This is a genomic window from Amycolatopsis sp. H20-H5 (genome assembly GCF_035828755.1).
Classification (GTDB): Bacteria; Actinomycetota; Actinomycetes; order Mycobacteriales; family Pseudonocardiaceae; genus Amycolatopsis.
Map to the genome: position 1 here is coordinate 77,798 of NZ_JAYMZS010000008.1, position 18,161 is coordinate 95,958.

At 70.0% G+C, this 18,161-nt stretch carries 17 protein-coding genes and 1 pseudogene; 11 read left to right on the forward strand and 7 right to left on the reverse strand.

What is annotated here, in order from left to right; all coding sequences use genetic code 11:
- Window positions 1-47: 47 nt before the first annotated feature.
- The 7 genes from QMK34_RS06600 to QMK34_RS06630 all read right to left on the reverse strand — a co-directional run bounded on the left by QMK34_RS06600 (window position 48) and on the right by QMK34_RS06630 (window position 7,275).
- The gene (locus tag QMK34_RS06600; RefSeq protein ID WP_326412589.1) at window positions 48-1,997 is read right to left on the reverse strand and encodes a VirB4 family type IV secretion system protein; all 1,950 of its coding nucleotides are present in this window, start codon (window positions 1,995-1,997) and stop codon (window positions 48-50) included.
- Window positions 1,997-2,863, reverse strand: coding sequence for a hypothetical protein (locus QMK34_RS06605; RefSeq protein ID WP_326412591.1), 867 nt, complete (start codon window positions 2,861-2,863; stop codon window positions 1,997-1,999). The genes QMK34_RS06600 and QMK34_RS06605 overlap by 1 nt, the downstream gene beginning before the upstream one ends.
- Window positions 2,782-3,285, reverse strand: coding sequence for a PrgI family protein (locus QMK34_RS06610; RefSeq protein ID WP_326412593.1), 504 nt, complete (start codon window positions 3,283-3,285; stop codon window positions 2,782-2,784). Before QMK34_RS06610 ends, QMK34_RS06605 begins: the two co-directional genes overlap by 82 nt.
- The gene (locus tag QMK34_RS06615; RefSeq protein WP_326412595.1) at window positions 3,282-3,509 is read right to left on the reverse strand and encodes a hypothetical protein; all 228 of its coding nucleotides are present in this window, start codon (window positions 3,507-3,509) and stop codon (window positions 3,282-3,284) included. Before QMK34_RS06615 ends, QMK34_RS06610 begins: the two co-directional genes overlap by 4 nt.
- Window positions 3,506-5,572, reverse strand: coding sequence for a hypothetical protein (locus QMK34_RS06620; RefSeq protein ID WP_326412597.1), 2,067 nt, complete (start codon window positions 5,570-5,572; stop codon window positions 3,506-3,508). Before QMK34_RS06620 ends, QMK34_RS06615 begins: the two co-directional genes overlap by 4 nt.
- A gap of 204 nt (window positions 5,573-5,776) precedes the next feature.
- On the reverse strand, window positions 5,777-6,091 hold the full coding sequence (locus tag QMK34_RS06625) for a pilin (protein WP_326412599.1): 315 nt from the start codon (window positions 6,089-6,091) through the stop codon (window positions 5,777-5,779).
- 206 nt (window positions 6,092-6,297) lie between these two features.
- A complete protein-coding gene (locus tag QMK34_RS06630) occupies window positions 6,298-7,275 on the reverse strand; it encodes a hypothetical protein (RefSeq protein WP_326412601.1) in 978 nt (325 codons plus the stop codon).
- Window positions 7,276-7,895: 620 nt separating this feature from the next.
- Here QMK34_RS06630 and QMK34_RS06635 point away from each other — a divergent pair.
- The 11 genes and pseudogenes from QMK34_RS06635 to QMK34_RS06675 all read left to right on the forward strand — a co-directional run bounded on the left by QMK34_RS06635 (window position 7,896) and on the right by QMK34_RS06675 (window position 18,031).
- A complete protein-coding gene (locus QMK34_RS06635; RefSeq protein WP_326412603.1) occupies window positions 7,896-8,996 on the forward strand; it encodes a hypothetical protein in 1,101 nt (366 codons plus the stop codon).
- Entirely contained in the window at window positions 8,993-10,183 is a 1,191-nt protein-coding gene (locus QMK34_RS06640) for a TRM11 family SAM-dependent methyltransferase (RefSeq protein ID WP_326412605.1), read from the forward strand. The genes QMK34_RS06635 and QMK34_RS06640 overlap by 4 nt, the downstream gene beginning before the upstream one ends.
- Complete coding sequence (locus QMK34_RS06645; protein WP_326412607.1) at window positions 10,180-11,643, forward strand: DNA cytosine methyltransferase; 1,464 nt, start codon at window positions 10,180-10,182, stop codon at window positions 11,641-11,643. The genes QMK34_RS06640 and QMK34_RS06645 overlap by 4 nt, the downstream gene beginning before the upstream one ends.
- The gene (locus QMK34_RS06650; protein WP_326412609.1) at window positions 11,640-12,563 is read left to right on the forward strand and encodes a hypothetical protein; all 924 of its coding nucleotides are present in this window, start codon (window positions 11,640-11,642) and stop codon (window positions 12,561-12,563) included. Before QMK34_RS06645 ends, QMK34_RS06650 begins: the two co-directional genes overlap by 4 nt.
- Window positions 12,560-13,147, forward strand: coding sequence for a VUT family protein (locus QMK34_RS06655; RefSeq protein ID WP_326412611.1), 588 nt, complete (start codon window positions 12,560-12,562; stop codon window positions 13,145-13,147). The genes QMK34_RS06650 and QMK34_RS06655 overlap by 4 nt, the downstream gene beginning before the upstream one ends.
- Window positions 13,144-13,415, forward strand: a pseudogene (locus QMK34_RS47700) (deazapurine DNA modification protein DpdA family protein). The gene QMK34_RS06655 and the pseudogene QMK34_RS47700 overlap by 4 nt, the downstream one beginning before the upstream one ends.
- Complete coding sequence (locus QMK34_RS47705) at window positions 13,393-14,061, forward strand: deazapurine DNA modification protein DpdA family protein (RefSeq protein ID WP_442785104.1); 669 nt, start codon at window positions 13,393-13,395, stop codon at window positions 14,059-14,061. The pseudogene QMK34_RS47700 and the gene QMK34_RS47705 overlap by 23 nt, the downstream one beginning before the upstream one ends.
- 24 nt (window positions 14,062-14,085) lie before the next feature.
- Complete coding sequence (locus QMK34_RS06660; protein WP_326412613.1) at window positions 14,086-14,811, forward strand: recombinase family protein; 726 nt, start codon at window positions 14,086-14,088, stop codon at window positions 14,809-14,811.
- A 255-nt stretch (window positions 14,812-15,066) separates the two neighbouring features.
- Window positions 15,067-15,366 (forward strand): hypothetical protein, encoded by a 300-nt coding sequence (locus tag QMK34_RS06665; RefSeq protein ID WP_326412721.1) that lies wholly within the window; start codon window positions 15,067-15,069, stop codon window positions 15,364-15,366.
- On the forward strand, window positions 15,317-15,634 hold the full coding sequence (locus QMK34_RS06670) for a recombinase family protein (protein WP_326412615.1): 318 nt from the start codon (window positions 15,317-15,319) through the stop codon (window positions 15,632-15,634). Before QMK34_RS06665 ends, QMK34_RS06670 begins: the two co-directional genes overlap by 50 nt.
- A gap of 486 nt (window positions 15,635-16,120) precedes the next feature.
- Window positions 16,121-18,031 carry a recombinase family protein gene (locus tag QMK34_RS06675; protein WP_326412617.1) on the forward strand — a complete coding sequence of 637 codons (1,911 nt, stop codon included), beginning with the start codon at window positions 16,121-16,123 and terminating at the stop codon, window positions 18,029-18,031.
- Window positions 18,032-18,161 lie beyond the last annotated feature (130 nt).

Here is an 18,161-nt window from a genome sequence, read left to right on the forward strand (position 1 = left end):
CCTTTCACCAGAAAGGGAATCGAGCCCCGACAGCGCGGGTGGAGATGTCAGGCGGCGTCGAGTTCGATGTGGTCGTCCGGGCCGGAGGACCCGAACTCGTCACCGTCGCCGGCCTGGGGCGTGTCGTCGGCGAAGCCCAGATCGACGAAGGATTGCTCGGTGTCGGCATCGCCGATGTCGATGTTCTCGGCGTATCCGGCGAGTTCGGCGGGGTTGCTCGTGACGAGGTAATGCTCGGTCGGCGACGCAATGGACTGGAACGCGACGCGCTGGGTTCCGGCCGAGAGCAGGCCCTGTCCCTTATCGGCCGACAACAGGAATTGACGTTCCCCAGCGGACAAGTCGAAGGTCTGGGTGATCTCGTCGATGGCTTGGGACGCCTGGCGCAGCAGGATCTGGGTCGCGGCGTTGGCCACGACGGCTTTCCCAAGATCGCTGCCGAGAACATCGGCGGTGTCTTGCGTCGCGACCGTCAAACCCGCCCAGTGTTTCCGGGACGCCTTCGCCATCCTGAACAGGAACTCCGCGCCGGACCGCTCTTTCATCAGCAGCCACGCCTCATCCACCACGACCAGACGCGGACGCCGAATCGCCGGGTTGGACACCCGCCGCCACACCGCGTCCAGCGTCAGCAGGGTGCCGATGCCCTTCAGTTCGTCGGGCAAGTCCCGCAAGCTGAACACGATCAGATGACCGTCGGGAGTGGTCGTGGTCGGCCCGTCGAACAACTGCTTGAACGCGCCCTCGACGTAGGGATGCAGCCGCGCGGCGAGTTCGGTCGCGGCCCGGTCACCGGCGTGGCCGGCGGCGGCCAGCTGGTCGCGCAAGGTCCGCAACGTCGGTGAGGGGCGGGTCCAGGTGCGGGCGTCGGCGGTGATCCCGACCGACTGGTAGGTGGCAGCGATGCCCCGGTCCAGCGCGGCCCGTTCGGCGGAGTCCAACTCGGCGCCGACGAGCACGGCGATGACGGTGTGCAGGAACAGCGACCGGCGCACCAGGGCGTCTTTCGGGGCGGTGCGGCGGCCGTCGTCGGTGCGGTGGATGGGCAAGTCGAACGGGTTGAGGCGCACGCCTGGCGCGCCGAGGTGGACGTAGGTGCCGCCCACAGCGCTCGCGAGGCGGGCGTACTCGTCCTCCGGGTCGACGACCGCGATCTCGATGCCCCGGTACAAGCTGCGCAGCAATTCGAGCTTGACCAGATACGACTTGCCCGCGCCGCTGCGGCCCAGGATGACCGAGTTGTGGTTGTGCATCCCCTCGCCGAACCGGTCCCAATGCACCAGCCCCTGGGAGCCGACGTTGTAGCCGTAGAGCACCCCCGACGGCGCGGCCACCGAGGTCGGATCGGCCGCGGGCAGGTCCGGGCTGGTAAACGGGAACGCCGTCGAGAGAGCGCTGGTGTCGAAGGTGCGCCGCATCCCGATGAGGTCCAGACCCATCGGCAAGCACGACACCCAGCCCTGCAACGACCGGTAGGTGGTGTGCTTCGCGTCCAGTAGCAGGCTCGCCGCCAGCGACCGCAGCGCGCCCACCTCATCAGCCAGCGCCCGCTCGGTCGGAGCGTGAATGGTCAGGTACAGGCCGACGCGGAACAGCTTCCCTTCGCCGCGGGCGACGCGAGAGCTCAGGTCGTAGGCGTCTTCGGTGGCCGCTTCGACTTGCGGGTCGTACAGGCGGCCGCGCTCGGCGGTATGCCTGCGCCCGGACTCCAGTTTGGCGAGTTGCTTCTTGAGCCGGTCCGCCGCGGTGGCCGGGTCGATCGGCTCGACGTGCAGGGCGACGTCCAGTCGGCCGGGGTAGATCAGCAGCGGGGCGAGCCAACCAGGATGCACCTCCCTCGGGAAGCCGGTCACGGCGAATGAGGACACCCACTCGTTGCCGACTTCCAGGTGGCGTGCGCCGACGGAGAGGGCGTCGGGAGTGAACGCGGCGGCACGGGACGCGGGCCGGGTGGTGGAGCGACGCGGGCCGCGCCGGGTTCGCGCTCGGGTGGTCATCACAACCGCCCCCTTTCGTCGTCGATGTCGTCGTCTTCGCCGTCGCCGTAGTCCCAGTCGTCGCCGTTGCCGTCGCCGTCCGGGTCGGGCTCGGTGCCGCCGTGATCGGCGTGCCAGAACCCGGTGTCGTCGATGTCGTCGTCACTCAGGTCGCCGCTGCCACCGGTGGTGGTGATGACCTCGTCGGCCCCCGCCAACCCCGCCGAGGGCGGCAGGAACGTGTCGGGGTTGCACGCGGAAGCAAGCACGCTGGTGGCCTGTCCGGCATCCAGCGGGGTCACCACGATCCCGGCCGGTGCCAGCAGCTCGACCGCCTCGCCCAGGCGGCGCACCAGCCGCGACTCCGCCGCCCGCCGCACCCCGGCGCTCACCCGACCGGTGTCGGTGTTCGTGCGCCGTCGACCGCGGGCCAGCGCGGTCAGCACGGACAGCGGCGACGGCCCACCGAGGCCGTCGGTCGGGGCGGCGGTGACACCCATCGGCTCGCGCAGCACCAGCAGCACCTGGCGGCGCAGCAGGTCGGTCTGCTCGCCGAGCTGCGCGAGGTAGTCGGCGTGTTCGACGGCGGCGGCCTCCAGCGCCGGGTGCGGCAGGCCACCGGCACGCGCGAGCAGTTCGCTGATCTGCCCGGACAGATCCAGGCGTTCGGTGCGCACGAGGATCTGCACCGGCGCGGTCAGGCTGTGCAAGTACCGGCCGAAGCTGGCGACCAGCGCCTCCTGCTCGGACGGGGTGCGCAGCGCGAAGTTCACCGTCGAGGCGACCGCGACGACGGCCAAGCCGTCTACACCGAGGTCGACCACGCCGGTGTCGGTGACCGCCTCGGCGGGCAGCCGCAGCGCCGAGGGCGAAATCTCCTCCCGCACCGGCGCGGTGGCCTTGCCCTTGCCTTGCCGTTGCGTCCGCCGCGCCCCGTGCTGGTGGCCGCGGTCTGGCTGGTCAGCCACGCTGGGGCGGCCCGTACCCCTTCGGGGGCGGAGACGCGGTGGCGTGGCGCGACGCGCTGGCGGATCGCGGCCACCAGCATCCGGTCCATCGAGATACCGTCGCGTTGCCCGAGCGCGAGGATCGCCGCAGCCGTCCCGACCGGGATGGCCAGCGCCAGGAACACGGGGATCGGCAAGAACGCGGCCGTGGCGGCCCAGGCGGCGTAGAGCACCAGTCCGGTCACGCCGAGGATCGCCAGCTGGCGCGCGGTCAACGGCCCCAGCACGCGGTCACGCATGTCGACGTCGGCCGGGATGCGCACCGCGGAGGACCCGGCTGTGCGGGTGTCGTAGGCACTCATTGGTCCTCGCCTCGCTGGCGGCCGGGGCCGGTCGCGGGGCGCCGGGAGGTGGGCGCGGACGGGACGCGCGCGACGCCGCTCGGCCACGTGCCACCGCGGCGGCGCCGGTGGCGGCGCGGCGGCGGAAGGTGGCCCTCGCGGCGCAGTTCCGCGGTGACCTCGCACTGCAGGGCGGTGATGTCCTCAACGGTCAGCCCGTCCGGGCTGAAGTCGGGCGTGGTCATGGCGTTCCTCCGGAGGTGGGTTTCGGCGGTGGCCTGGGGCGCGGCGGTTTGGGCAGATCCAGCGGGAGCCGCAGCTGTCGTCCGGTACGACGGGCCGGCCGTGGCGGTGCGGCCGGAGGCGGTGTCACGGGCGTGGGCGTGGCGGGCCGGACGCGGTGGACCCCGTCGAGTGGCAGCGGGTACTGCCCGGAGCGGCGGTTGGCCTGGTTGCCCTTGTAGGGGTCGAACGGCAGCTCCATCTGCGTGCCGCGCGTCCGCGGTGGCGGTGGCGTCACGGGAGGTGGTGAGCTCGCCGGGCGAGGCGTGCGCCGCACGCCGCCCAGCGGCAGCGGATACTGCCCGGAGCGAGTCGCCCGGTTGCCGTGGTAAGGATCGAACTCGAACTGCAGTTGCTGCCCGCGCCGCCGACCGCCACCCGATCCGGGCTGCCCTGGCGGGGCAGGTGGTGCCGTCTGTGGTGGAGTCGGGGTGACTCGGTGCGCGTCGAGCGGGAGCCGGTATTGCCCGTCGCGCCCGAGGACCGGCTTGTTCTCCGGCCAGTCATCGCCCAACGGCAGTGACAACTGCACTCCGCTCGGCGCGCGCCGAGGACCGAAAGGGGTCCTCGTTCCCCGAGCGGGATAGCGCTGGTGCGGCGGTGTGGGCAGCGGGCCGCGCTTGAGACCGGGCAGCGGCAACACGTACTGGCCGCCCGACGTGGTAGTCGTGTTGGCATAGGGATTCGTGTTTCCGCCACTGCCCCGGTTGCCGCCGGACGGACGCGGCTTACTACCGCCACCGCCGCCGAGCAGGCCGAAGGTCTTGTAGGCGAGGAACCCGCGCACCAGCGACCCGACCAGCGACCGTCCGCCGCCGCCGCGAATCGAGCCGAGGATCCAGAACGGGATCTTGAACAGGACGTACATCAGCGCGAGCGCGACCAGCAGGTTGACCAGCCCGCTCACCGTCGGCCCGAACAGGGTGAACCCGCCCGGTGCGAGGAACACCTTCATCGCCACGATCAAGGTCAGTGACTGGCCGACCTGGATGGCGAGCACCCCGCCGTAGGCCTTCCACCACCACTTCGCGATGCCCTCGGTCTGCGGCAGCGCGTGGAACATCAGCGCCAGCGGCGCCCCGGCGATCAGAATCACCGTCAGCGCGACACGGACGATGTAGGTGACCAGCAGGACGATCACCATCCCGGCCAGGAAGATACCGATGAAGACGATGAAGATCCCGCCGTTGAGCGACCCGAGGACGAGGTTCTTCAGCGTCTCGCCGGCCGAACCGGCGTCCAGGCCGCCGCCCATCACGGCCTGGGACAGGCCGTTGGCGACCTCGATGCCCTGTGTCGCCACCCACAACGACAGCGCACCGGCGAGGAAGCCGACCACGATCCGGGGCGCGACCTCCTTGACCGAGTGCCGGGTCTGCACCGTCTCGTAGCCCATCACGAGCACCCCGGCGATGAGCACCAGCAGCGTGTAGGACGCGAGCAGGATCTGCCAGGAGCTGTCCCACAGCTCCCCCACCCGCGGCAGCGAGTCCGGTGTCGGTGTGGTCAGCAGGGTCTTGGACAGCAGGTCGAGCAGTGGGTTGAGCGCGTCGGTGACGACGCCTCGGAAGAAGGCGTTGATCGCGTTGGTGACGCAGCCGCCGATGTCGGTGATCCCGCAGGCGACGTCACCGTTGCCGCCGTCGCCGGGGTGCCCGGTGCCCGGCCCTGTCGGCGGCGGCGCGGTGGTGGGGTGCGGGATGCACCCCATCCCGGTGCACGGTGGATTCGGTGCGGTGGAGCCACCCGGTGAGCACGACGGCAACGGCAGGCCCGGATCACACGGCGGGAGCGTGGGCAGCGCCGTGGGAGGTGGCAGCACACCGCTCGGCGGTCGCGGTGTGCTGCTCGAGGTCGGCAGGTGACAGACCGGCAGCGACGAACCCGGAGCGCACGAGTCGCCGGTCGGGACCGGCAACGGCGGATCCGGTGCGGGCTGCGCGGCAGCGGGGCCCGCACCAGGGGCGGCGCTGGCGTTGACGGCCAGGGTGCCGCCAAGCAGGACGACCAGGCCCAACGCCAGCATCGCCAACGCCCGGCCCCGCGTCAGACGAGGCCGACGGCGCGAGCGGCCGAAGCGTCGGGCAGTACTCGGCGCTGGCGGTGTCAGCAGTTCGCGGTGCGCTCCGGCGGGAGCACCATGTGTCTGGTGGTGCCAGTCGGGGCGCGGACGGCGGGCGGTCGGCGTGGCCGATTGGCGAGGGCGAGGATGCCGGGTCGTGGTCATCGGCTACGCCCCCACGATGCCCTGGAGCACGGTGACAACCAGGGGCGCGAGCGCGGCCAGGGCATAGCCGATCCCGGCCGCTTTGAAGCTTGTTTTGGCTTTCTCGATCTCGCCGGGGTCGCCGCCGCCCATGACGTAACGAACTCCACCGATCGACAGGAACACCGTCGCCAACCCGGCGAGGATGCCCATCACCCAGTTGCGGATGTTGGTCAGAACCTGATCGATCGACCCGGCCAGCGCGAGCACCGTGGTGGTCTCCGCGTGCGCCACCGAGGTGAGGAGGAACAGGGCGAGCACGGCCAGTTCCGTGATCACGATGAGCCGTCGGCGCAGTGTGCGGCGACTGTGCACTGACACACGAGAGATCGGAGGTGTGGTTGGCTGGTCGGCGGTCGAGCGTGAGGTGCGGCACTGGCTGCGGCGGGCTCGGCGAGGCGCCGCGAGAGACGGAGTAGTGGGTTCGCGGCCAAGCCAACGGTCGTCGCTGCGGTGGTGCGGCTGGCGACGATGGGGCGAACGGGTCAGGCGCATCGCGGCACCTCCAGAGTCGTGCCCGCGGACCGCCGGGTAGTAGTGCCGGCAGGCCGGGTGGGCGGGGGGGTGTGCGCGGGAGCGGCTGCTTTTCTCCCGCAGCCCTCGACTCCGAATTTCGGGGTCTTTTTTGACACGCGACCCCGAACTTTTTTCGATGACTTTCCGGTGAGCTCAGTCACCGTGTGTGACTCGTCAGGGTGGGCTGGTGAGCGGCGCGTGGCCTCGCGGGCGGCGGCGGTGATGGTCACCGCGTTGACCGCGCGGATCTCCACATCGCGTTCGCGGCGGTCGCTGGGGTCGTCGTATGGGGCCTGCTCGGTGAGCCAGGCAACCAACCGCTGCTCGGCGCGGACGCGGATGTGCGCGATGGTGTCGTAGCTGACGCCCCAGTCGGCCGCGGCCTGGGTGAGCGTGTACTCCGGCTCCAGTCGGGTGGCGCCGATCAGCTCGGCCTGCTCGCCGGTGATCGCGCCTTCGGCCACCGCGCGGGCGAGCACGAAGTCCTCGTGTCCCCATGGCGGGTTCGGCTGGCTGGAGTGGAAGTCCTCATCGGAGGGCGTCGGGCGTTCCAGCGCGTCCCGGATGAACAGGTGCCCCGCGCGCAGGGCGGCGCAGCGCAGCCGCCACATCACCCATGGCCGGGCGAGGTCGATGCTGGCCAGCTCTGACAGGAAGCCGGTCAGGATCGCGGCGTGGATGTCGTGGTGGTCGTCGGTGAACGGCGCGCACAGGTCGGCGGCGATGGTGAACAACGCGGGCAGCGCGACCCCGACGCAGCCCACCGTCGCGGCGTCGCCCTCGTCGCGGGAGCGGGTGACCAAATGCACCCAGACCGGGTCCACGGTCGCCATCGGCAGCCCCGGGTCCAGCAGGAGGTCCCGCAGCTCATCCAGCGCCACCCCCCGCCGGGGCAGGCCGGGGAAACGCCAGCCCTCGACCGAGGCCGGACGCGGCCCGGTGACCAACCACTCGAATGCCGTCCGCGCGGCATCCAAGGGTAGCGAATCGCGCCCGAAAGGAACGCAATTCAATGCGTGACGTGAGTCCATAACCGGGCCCCTTGCGTGATCGAAGAACAACGACCAGACAAGGAAGCCAAAGCAGGTCCACCAAAACGCCACCAAACCGCCACCAAAAGTCCTCCACAACGCCACCGATGATCTTGAGTGATCGTTTCAAACCGCCACCAAGATCATCTGTCCCGCCCGCTCGTGCGTCTTCAAGATCGTTTTGATGATCGCCGGTAATAGCCTCTGAAGTGCTGTAACGATGTTTTGGTGGCGTTTCGGTGGCGTTTTGGTGGCGGGTCAACCCTCCCGGACCGAGCACCGGCGCACCTCTGTCGCCTCGACGGGTGAAACCCGTCGAAGTTGATCTACAAACTTCTTTAACAGCGGTGCTCTCAGGTTCTCCGCACGGGCGCACGCGCGAGCCTCTTGACGCGCGACCCCCATTAACCGCCGGGCGAAAAATTCCAGAAAAAAGTCAGGTACGGGCTGTCAAAAAACGGGCCAAATTTCGGAGTTGGGGGGTGTACGAGCGCGCCACCTAGCTCGGCGCACCCCACGGCCCTTGCGAGGAATCCATGACCCAGTCCGACCACGCCGCGCGCCGTTCCGCGCCGCACGGCCCGACCCGGCGCGACGACTCCACCCACCCGGCGAACACCCGCCCCGGCACCTGCCCGGCCACCGAGCGCCGCCCCTATCCGACCGCCTCGACCACCACCAGGGTCAGCCCCGCCAAGCCCGGCTCGCCGAGTGCCCGCTCGCGGTCGCGCGGCACGGTGTCCACCCCGACCCCGGCCACGGTATGGACGGCTGGCCCGGCTCCGATCGACCTCGACACGAACTGGCCGACACCGATCGTCGAGAAGATCGTCGGCGCGTTCAGCGAACCCGGCGGACGGGTCGCGCTGCTGCCCTGGCCGAGCGCGCAGCCGACCCCTGGTGACCGCCTACGTCTCACACCAGTCTTCTCCGACGCGGTGCTCGACCACACCCCCGGAGTCGAACCGGACGGCGAAGTGGCCGACGCGCTCGCCGCCGTCGAGGGCCTGCGCCGGACCGTGCAGGTGGTGCGTGTCCCGGTGGAGGAGACCGCCACCGGCCCGGGGTCGCGACCGTTCTGGGCAGATCTTGTCGGCACGCCCGACGGCTCACCCGCCACGGTCGCCTCGCCGTCGCGTTCAGACCTGCCCGGCGGGGTGCTCGACGATGCCGAAGGCGCGCCGCCGGACACAGACTTGATCATCACGAGCCTGCGACCCGAGGATGGCGGCAACCACGCCAGCGACCTGGTGGCGCTGCTCGCGGCCCGGCTGTTAAGGGTCGGCGGGATCCTCGTCGTCATCACGCACTGTGACTGGCCCGCGGGGGAGTTGATCGACCCGACCGGCGCGGTGGTGGCCTGCGCGCAGAACGCCGACCTGCTCTACCTCCAGCACATCATCGCCCTGCACGCGCCGGTGCGCGAGGGCCGGTTCGCCGTCGAATCCCTCACCGCACTGGACGGCACAGCAGACGACGAGGAGGCGCGCGCCGCGCACCGCGCGACCGTGCGCGGACTGCCCGCACCGCATCGGCGCGTCCACTCCGACGTCCTGGTCTTCGCCCAGCCACACCAGCACGAGCCGCTCTCTGTGAGCCCGGCCGAGCAGGCGTTCAACACCGGAGTCATCCGATGACCGGCGCGACGACCCCGAACCCCGCCCAGCCCGGAACCCACCGCCAGGAAGGCACGCCCGTGGCCGACGACCGCGCCCCGCACACCCTGCCCGACACCCCCGCCGACACCGTGTCGGCCGCTGTGGAGAACGCGGTCGACGGGCCGACCCAGCGGCTCCCGCGCGCCGTCCCCGACGACCTCGACAGCACCACACCCGCGGGCGTCACCGACGACGCGGCGCGGGAACCGGCGGTGTCGGTGTGGACGACCGCACAAACCTCTCCTGCCGCCCAGCGCAAGGGCCGCTACGTCGCCGACGCGACCGCGCACCCCGCGAAGATGCTCCCGGCCGTCTCCGCGCACGCGATCGACCACTACACCGAGCCCGGCGACCTGGTGCTCGACCCGATGTGCGGAATCGGCACCACCCTCGTCGAAGCCGTGCACGCCGGGCGGCGCGCGGTCGGCATCGAGTACGAGCCGCACTGGGTCGACGTCGCCCGCGCCAACCTCGCGCTCGCCCACACCGCCGGGGTCGCCCACGACGGGCGGGTGTTCCACGGCGACGCCCGCCAGATCGCCTCCCTGCTGCCGCCGGAGTACCTCGGACAGGCCGCGCTCGTGGTCACCAGTCCGCCCTACGGGCCATCCACGCACGGGCAGGTCTCGGTATCCCGGACGGTGGGCATCCAGAAATACCACCACCTCTACGGCAACACCCTCGACCGCGGGAACCTCGCCAACATCGGCCACCACCGGCTGCTGGCCGGGTTCACCCGCATCCTCGCCGGACTGGTGCCGTTCCTGCGGCCGGGCGGGCACATCGCCATCACCATCCGCCCCTGGCGCGAGCACGCCGAACTGATCGACCTGCCCTCCCAAATCCTCGCCTGCGGCATCCACGCCGGCCTGATCCCAGTCGAACGCTGCGTCGCTCTGCTGGCGCGCGCGGCCGAGCACGACCTCGTCGCGCGCGGGTCCTTCTTCCAGCGCGACTTCATCCGCAAACAGCGCGAAGCCGGACTGCCGCTGCACCTCATCGCGCACGAGGACGTGCTGGTGTTCCGCACGCCGCTCTTGCGCCAGAGTTCGACGGCAACGGCTCGCGCGGACTCCGCAGTCCGCAGGCGACCCGCACCCCCGTGTCTGCCACGGATCCCCCGGCACGCCACCGGTAGTGGCCAGGTGTCCCGGCAGGCGGCATGAGCACCCAACCACGCCGCACCACACCTCGGTCGGGGCGCGACCCCGCCCCCGCCCCCGTCGCCGTCACCACCACGGCGGCGGGGGCGGTGCGGGCGGCCACACCGGAGACCGTGCCCCAAACACTGTCGGCCGCCGAGAGTCCGGGGCCGCTCGTCGGCTCAGTCTGCACCGGCTACGGCGGACTGGACCTCGGGGTGCTCGCCGCGCTCGGCGAGGGCCGCATCGCCTGGGTCGCCGACCCCGACCCGCACATCACCCAGATCCTCGCCGCCCGGATGCCCGGCGTCCCGAACCTCGGCGACGTCCGCGTCATCGACTGGAGGGCGGTCGAGCCGGTCGATGTGCTCACCGCCGGGTTCCCGTGTCAGGACATCTCCGCCGCCGGGCGGCGCGTGGGTATCGAGAAAGGCACACGCAGTGGACTGTGGACCGACATCGTGGGTGCCCTTCGGGTACTACGACCCGCGCTGTGCGTTGTGGAGAACGTCGCCGCGCTTCGCTGGCGCAATGGAGGTCTCCACCGTGTACTCGGCGACCTGGCCGAAGCGGGGTATGACGCGCTCTGGCGTAGCGTCCGCGCCGCCGACATCGGCGCCGCACACCGACGCGAGCGAGTGTTCTTGCTGGCTTGGCCCCGCCTCCTCGCCACCGACGTTGGAGGCGGGGATGCTCCCCACGCCGACCGCACACGACGGCTCATCCAACGGCATCTCCGCAGCCAGCCGTCAGGGCGGACCGTCGCTGTTGGACCGGCTGCGACTGCTGCCGACACCGACCGCGTCGGACGCGAAGAACTGCACCCACAGGACGCAGGGTGGCGGTCCGTCGCTGCCCGACGAGGCTCGGCTGCTGCCGACCCCGAGGGCGTCGGACACGGGTACGGCGGGCCGCCGGGCGGGGGCGGGGTTCCGGCCGCCGCTGTCGCAGCAGGTACTTCCGTTGGTGGATCCCGAGGCGTTTCTGCCGACGCCGAGGGCGACCGACGGGACGAAGGGCTGCCCGGCGCAGCGGGGCTCCAAGGGCGACCTGATGCTGCCCTCGGCGGTCATGCGACTGGTGACACCGGAGGCAAGCCACGGCATCTCGTAGCCGTCACCGACCCCGCCGACCCGGAGCCCTCGTCGGTGGGTCATCCCGAGGTGGACTGGGGCGTCTACGCGGCGGCGGTCCGGCGGTGGGAGCAGGTCCTCGGCCGCCCCGCGCCGTTCCCCACGCAACCCGGTCGGCATGGCAGCCCGGTGTTGGCACCGGTCTTCGTGGAGTGGCTGCAAGGGCTCGAACCCGGCTGGGTCACCGGCCTCGCGCTGCCACGAACCGCCTTGCTCAGAGCTTGTGGAAACGGGGTGGTGCCACAGCAAGCCGCGTACGCCGTGGGACTGCTGCTGACCGACCTCGCCGGGCTCCTCGGCGACGCCACCGACGAGTGCTTCGGACACGAGCAGGAGGCGAACGCGGCATGACCAGCCACCTGCCGAACCCGACCTCCAGCCCCGTCTTGCGGTTGCTCTCGTTGGGCGCCGGTGTCCAGAGCAGCACGGTGTTGCTGCTCGCCTGCGACGGCGTGATCCCACGCTTCGATGCCGCCCTGTTCGCTGACACCGGCTGGGAACCGCGCCAGGTCTACGAGAACCTCACGCGGCTACGCGCCCACGCCGAGAACGCCGGGATCCCGGTACGCACCGTCTCGGCGGGCAACATCCGCACCGACGCCCTCGACCCCGCCCACCGCTTCGTCTCGATGCCCCTGCACGTGCTCAACACCGACGGCTCCCGAGGCTTGGCCCGCCGCCAATGCACGTCCGAGTACAAGGTCATCCCGCTGAAGAAGGCGGCGCGGCAGTTGCTCGGCTACCCGCATCCTCGCCGGGTTCCGCGCGGCGTGTACGTCGAGCAGTCCATCGGGATCAGCACTGATGAGTTCACGCGCGCGAAGGACTCGGGCGTGCGGTACCTGCGCAACGTGTTCCCGTTGATCGACCTGGGCTGGGACCGTGCCCGCTGCGGCGAGTACCTCGCCGAGCGCGGGTTCGGGCACACCGTGAAATCCGCCTGTGTCGGGTGCCCATTCCACGGAAATTCGGGCTGGCGGTGGATCCGCGACAACGACCCGGACGGGTGGGTCGAGGCGGTGGAGTTCGACAAGGCCATCCGCGAGGGCTACCCCCGCGCTACCGAACAAGGCCAACCGTTGCGCGGGCAGTACTTCCTGCACCGTTCCTGTCAGCCACTCGGCGAAGTCGACCTCGACCCGCCCGCCACAACGACCAAGCGGCTCTTGCGGTTGGTCACCGCCGCCTCGACGGAGCAGGACGACCCGGACGGCTGCTCGCCGTGGTCGTGCCGCTCCGGCACCGCCGTCGCCCAGGAGCGTGCGGCATGACCACGCCCCAGCACCCTCCGGTTGCGGCGTCGCCGCTCGCCCTCGGTCGGCTGTTCTCTGGCGCGACTGGCCGTCGCGTCACCGGGGTGAGCCTGGTGGTGCTCGCTGCCTACGTCGGTACCATCGTCACCGCGAACTGGGCCTCGACGCACTGGAGCGCCCTGCTCGTCGGCGTGGTCGCGGTGCCCGCCGGGACGTTGTGGGCCGGGGCGACGTTCACTCTTCGGGACATGTTGCACGAGTGCCTCGGCCCACGCGGCGTGCTCGCTGCGATCGCGGCCGGCGCCGGGTTGTCCTGGCTGCTGGCCTCACCACAAATCGCGATGGCCAGCGTGCTCGCGTTCACCGTCTCCGAGCTCGTCGGGTCCATTGTGTACGGCCGACTGCGCGCGTGGTCGGTGCTGGGCGCGGTGATCGGCTCGAACATGGTCGGGCTCGGGATCGACAGCGTGCTGTTCGTGCCGCTGGCGTTCGGGTCCTTCGCTTTCGTGCCCGGCCAGATCCTCGGCAAGACGGTCGCCACCGTGCTCACCGTCGCCGTGCTCGTCGCGGCGACGGCAGTCCGGCGGGCGGTGCGGGCATGAGGTTCTACCTCGGCACGCACCAGCCCGCCTGGCTGGCGCGCGACCTCGGCGTCCCTTTGTTGGTGTCGCATCGTCGGCTGGCTGGCCGCCGGAGCCTGCCGCGCGCGACCGGGCCGTGGGCCTTGGACAGTGGCGGTTTCACGGAACGTTGTACGGCCAATGGCGTACGGACGCCCGCGCCTACGTCGCCGCTGTGCGCCGCTACTCCGAGGAGATCGGAAATCTCGACTGGGCCGCAGGGCAGGATGGATGGTCGAAAGCCATGTGAGAGCGCGAACCGGGGCGAGTCTGCTCACCCATCAGCACCGCACCATCGACTACCTCCAGTTGCGAGAGCTGGCGCCGAGCTGCCGTTCATCGCGACGCTGCAAGGGCAATCGGTCTCCGACTATCAGCGCTGCGCGGACCTCTACGAGCGGCACGGTGTCGACTTGGCCGCGCTGCCTCGGGTCGGGGTAGGCAGCATTTGCCGACGCTCGCACAGCGGAGAGGTGGAACAGATCGTCCGCTCGCTGGCTGGACGCGGACTGAGGTTGCACACCTTCGGGGCGAAGGTCCTCGGCTTGTCTCGCTATGCCGACGCGGTCCGCTCCAGTGACTCGCTCAGTTGGAGTTTCCGGGGGCGCCATGTTCCCGGCTGCTCTCCCAGCCACCGCAGCGAATCCAACTGCGTCCACTTCGCCTTAGCCTGGCACACCAGGCTCCTCGCGTCCCTCTCAGCGACCGACGCCGGCGACAACGACGACAGCCCAGAACCCCAGGGCCGGGTGAGGTCTTTGCCCACCACCAGATGCGCGCAAACACGCGGTCGCGAATCGCGCCCGCATCAGGCGAGCACGCCTATCCGACCTGCCACCCGTACCCGACGCGAGCGCTCGATCACGAGCACCTCGCCTCTGTCCACCGCCGCGTAGCGGTTACCCGATAAGGAGTCGGCCATGACCATGAACACCAACCAGGACGGCGTTCCCCGATGGGCCGCGACCGCTGGCCGCAGATCTCTCGCCCAGCGCGTCGCCGCCCGCGGCGCACGCCTGTTCTGCCCGTCGAAGCGACCGCCGACCGACCGTGACAGCAGCCCGACGACCGACAGCGCGGACGTGCGGTGGGCGGTCCGCCAGCGCGTCCTGCGGGAGTACCACACCGCCACCCTCGCCCAAGCACGTCGCGGGTCCGAGGAACTGGTGCGCGCCGGGTTCAACACCGGCGACGTGCCGTACGGCTATCGAGCCCAACGGGTCGAGGTGACTCCGACCGGTAGGCGAGCCCGCTGGCGTAACCGGCTGGTAATGGAGCCGGTCGAAGCGGCCACCGTACGCATGATCTTTGTGTGGCGGGGAACGGATCGTTTGCCCACCAAGGAGATCCGTCGCCGTCTCGCCGCCTCCCGCTACCCCGCGCCGTTGCACCCCGAGACAGGGCAGCCCGGTGCGTGGACGGTGGAGGTTGTGCGGGCGATCCTCCGCAACCCGAAGTATCTCGGTCGTCAGGTCTGGGGACGCACCCATCACGGGAAGCTAACTCCGCGAGCTGCCTGGGTCTGGTCGGAGACATGGGTGCATCCGCCGCTGATCACCGTCGCCGAATTCACGGCGGCCAATCGCCATCAGTGGCTCGCGGAAACACCGCCGAGCGACGGCGACATCCCAGCGCGCGGTGCGTAGCCCATCCCGCCAGCCGACGACCCATCGCACAGCGACGCCGGATGACAGGCGTGCTGCCGCACCAGCCGACGAATCGACGTCGGTTGGGGTTGCGGCACCCCATGGCGGGGATCCGGTCGGCAGCGGCCCACGACAAGTCCCGCCGCAACCGGTCGGCTTGCAGACTCGACCCGTACAGAGCGTGGATGCGTCAGTGGCACCGCTGCGGCGCGGTGCCGCAGCGGACAAGCCTTCTAGCCAAAGGACACGCCTGCGATGAATTCTTCGACTCACCACCGCTGCCACGACGGACCGCGCACCCGAGCACGGGTCGTCTTCTACGGTCGGGTCGCCCGCGACGAGCAACCACTGTTGTCCCTGCAACGCCAGGTGCGCGCCGTCCGCGCGGCGCTCGGCACGATGGCCCCGATTGTGCGGTGTTACGCCGATGCCGGCCCTCACACCGGTCTGGGCACCGGCGGCCGATCCGTCACAGGATGCTCGGTGGGCGATAAGCGGGTAGCCGGTGGCATCGACCAGCTTCTGGCCCGCGCCGCCAGCGCCGGCGCCGACTAACTCGTCGAGCCCTACGCAGGCCGCGATCGTGCAGAGCATCTTCTCCTCCTACGTGTGTCAGCGACGCGGTGTCGCCCAGATCGCCCGCGACCTCAACCAGAGCGCGTCCTCGGCCGTCTCGTCCACGCCGCACACGAATGGTCCGCCTCGGCGCTGGACGGCGTCCCAGGTCCGCGCGGTGGTGTCCAACCCGGTCTACACCGGATACCAGGTGACCAACCGACGCGACACCACCCGACGACCTTGTCCCGTTCACGAGTGGACGTGATCGAAAAAGACCGTGCGTCCGCGCATCGTGCCCCAAGACGTCTTCCTGACAGCACAACGAATCACGACTGACCGGCGACCTTCTCCACAGGGCCATGGAAGCAATACGGCGGTGAAACCGTGATCCCGCAACGATCACATCCAGCGATGCCGAGTCATCGTGACCAACCACATTGCGCACTCGGTGTGGACTGAGGTGTCCTGGACCGCCGCATACCCCCACGACAGCCGAACACGGCTGAGGAAAGGAGCCGACGGTGAGCAGGCACCACGACGACGCGCGTGACCAGACTCCCACCAGGCCACCGCGAGGCCCGAGAACCACTCGCCCCACCGCCCAGTCTCGTCCGCCATCACTACGCCGAGAACCACGGGTCATCGACGATGAGCGTCCTCTCCAGACGACATTCGATATCACTCTCGTCGACGGTGAACGCGGACGCCAGCTCGCGCTGGTGCAGGCCCGAGCGATCCGGGAGGTGCTGACATGGTGGGCAACCCAGAACACCCCGGAGACATCCGCAACCCTGCACGACACGGCCTGACCTACAGCCACCGCGAAGCCCTCACCCCGCAGGAAGTCCTCGCCGGTCTCCGCGCTCCGGTAGCGGCGGCCACCGGGATCCTCACCGCGTGCTTCGTCGGGCGCACCTCCACCGACGACAAGCAGGACCCGACACTGTCGCTGCCACGACAACTGGGCAACTGCCAGAAAGCACTGGCCGGGGTGCCCCAAGACGTCGTGATCGTCGCGCACTTCTACGACGTAGAGTCCGGACGCAAGGACCTCGACCAGCGCGGACACGGCACCGCGCACGAGCAGTTCACCATCCCGATCCACCGCGACGGCGGCATCGCCGACATGCTCGCCGAAGCCGCCTCACCGGGGCGGCGCTTCGACATCGTCATCTGCGAGTCGATCGACCGGATCGGGCGGCGCACCGTCTACGCCACCCGCATCGAACACGAACTCCAACGCCACGGAGTCCGGCTGCTGGCCGCCGACGAGCCGATCGAACTCGCGCGCGGCGCCACCCCTCGGGCCACCAACGTGCTCACCCGACGGGTCAAACAAGGCATCTCCGAGTGGTACGTGCTGGAGATGCTGGAGAAGTCACGCGGTGGTTTCGAGCAGCACACCGAGGCCGGGTTCAACATCGGTCAAGCCCCCTACGGCTACCTGGCCGAGAAAATCCCGCACCCCGTGCCCGCCCGCCGCGCCGAGGGCCGATCCAAGACCAAGCTGACCCCTGACCCTGTCCGGGCACCGGTCGTCGAGCAGATCTACAGCTGGCGCATCGACGAGAAGCTCGGCTACCGCGCGATCGCCGAACGCCTCAACCTCGACTTGGACCGCTATCCGCCGCCCGTCCCGCCCGACCCCGCGCGCGCCGTCGGCGCGTGGACCCACTCCTCGGTCCGCGACGTCCTGCATAACCCGAAGTACACCGGCTACCAGGTGTGGAACCGGCGCGCGATGAAGGACCCGATCCACCCCGGCAAGTACAACCCGACCAGCGAGTGGGTCTGGTCCAAGAAACCAACCCATCCCGAGATCATCGACCTGGACACGTTCAAAGCCGCCCTCGACATCGCGCCGAAACGGGAACGCTCCCGCAGCGACGCCAGCCCCGGCACGGCCAACCCGCACCGGCAGACAGAGAACGTCTACCGGTTGCGGTCCTACATCGTGTGCGAGCTGTGCAGCAAGCGCATGTTCGGCAAGACGCGCAAAGCCAACACCTACTACTACTGCCAACCCCGAGGCCAGAGTCGACCCGACGGCCACCCACCGACGATCTGGCTTCCCGAACGGGAGCTGCTGGCCGCCGCGACGGACTTCTTCAACACCCACGTCTTCGGCCCCGACCGACAAGAGCTCCTCGCCGCGTCCGTCAACACCGCAGACCTCGACCACGCCCGCGCCCACGTGGAGAAGATCGAGGCAGTCGGCCGCACCATCGACGACCTCGAACTCCGCCAAGAGCGGCTCCTGCGCACCCTCGAAGAACGCGACGACCCGACCGGCGCGGTGTTCGACAGGCTTCAGCGGCGGCTCACCTCACTCGCCACAGACCACCGCACCAAGCTCGCCGAGTTGGCCGAGCTACAAGACGCCGCACCGGCGCACCCCATTAACGCCGTCGACCTCATCCAGTACCTGCCGGAGACCACCCTGGACCTAGCCGCCATGCCCCACCACCTACTCCGGCAGCTCTGTGACGCCTTCTCTCTCAGTGTCATCTACAACAAGCACACCCACCAGGCCGCCTTCAAGGTCGACATCGCCGCCCACACCATCCCGCGCGTCCAGCAACTGGCCGTAGCATCGCCCGCTGATTCAGCCGGCACACACGGACAGTTCTGTACGGTGCCCCGCCGGGGGCACCCTAGTTGATCTGCGGTTTCGTCCCGAGCGTAACGCTCGGGACGACCGCACGGTCAGGGCAAGACATCAATCAAGACGCGAGTTCGCTGTGAACTCGAGCTCATGGCCACCTATACGCCGACCTGGAAGCGACAGCGAG

Excerpts from the sequence above, each read along its gene's own strand:
- QMK34_RS06600 (WP_326412589.1), bottom strand. The coding sequence starts at position 1,997 with ATGACCACCCGAGCGCGAACCCGGCGCGGCCCGCGTCGCTCCACCACC.
- QMK34_RS06610 (WP_326412593.1), bottom strand. The coding sequence starts at position 3,285 with ATGAGTGCCTACGACACCCGCACAGCCGGGTCCTCCGCGGTGCGCATC.
- QMK34_RS06615 (WP_326412595.1), bottom strand. The coding sequence starts at position 3,509 with ATGACCACGCCCGACTTCAGCCCGGACGGGCTGACCGTTGAGGACATC.
- QMK34_RS06620 (WP_326412597.1), bottom strand. The coding sequence starts at position 5,572 with ATGCTGGCGTTGGGCCTGGTCGTCCTGCTTGGCGGCACCCTGGCCGTC.
- QMK34_RS06635 (WP_326412603.1), top strand. The coding sequence starts at position 7,896 with ATGACCCAGTCCGACCACGCCGCGCGCCGTTCCGCGCCGCACGGCCCG.
- QMK34_RS06640 (WP_326412605.1), top strand. The coding sequence starts at position 8,993 with ATGACCGGCGCGACGACCCCGAACCCCGCCCAGCCCGGAACCCACCGC.
- QMK34_RS06645 (WP_326412607.1), top strand. The coding sequence starts at position 10,180 with ATGAGCACCCAACCACGCCGCACCACACCTCGGTCGGGGCGCGACCCC.
- QMK34_RS06650 (WP_326412609.1), top strand. The coding sequence starts at position 11,640 with ATGACCAGCCACCTGCCGAACCCGACCTCCAGCCCCGTCTTGCGGTTG.
- QMK34_RS06655 (WP_326412611.1), top strand. The coding sequence starts at position 12,560 with ATGACCACGCCCCAGCACCCTCCGGTTGCGGCGTCGCCGCTCGCCCTC.
- QMK34_RS47705 (WP_442785104.1), top strand. The coding sequence starts at position 13,393 with ATGGATGGTCGAAAGCCATGTGAGAGCGCGAACCGGGGCGAGTCTGCT.
- QMK34_RS06660 (WP_326412613.1), top strand. The coding sequence starts at position 14,086 with ATGACCATGAACACCAACCAGGACGGCGTTCCCCGATGGGCCGCGACC.
- QMK34_RS06665 (WP_326412721.1), top strand. The coding sequence starts at position 15,067 with ATGAATTCTTCGACTCACCACCGCTGCCACGACGGACCGCGCACCCGA.
- QMK34_RS06675 (WP_326412617.1), top strand. The coding sequence starts at position 16,121 with ATGGTGGGCAACCCAGAACACCCCGGAGACATCCGCAACCCTGCACGA.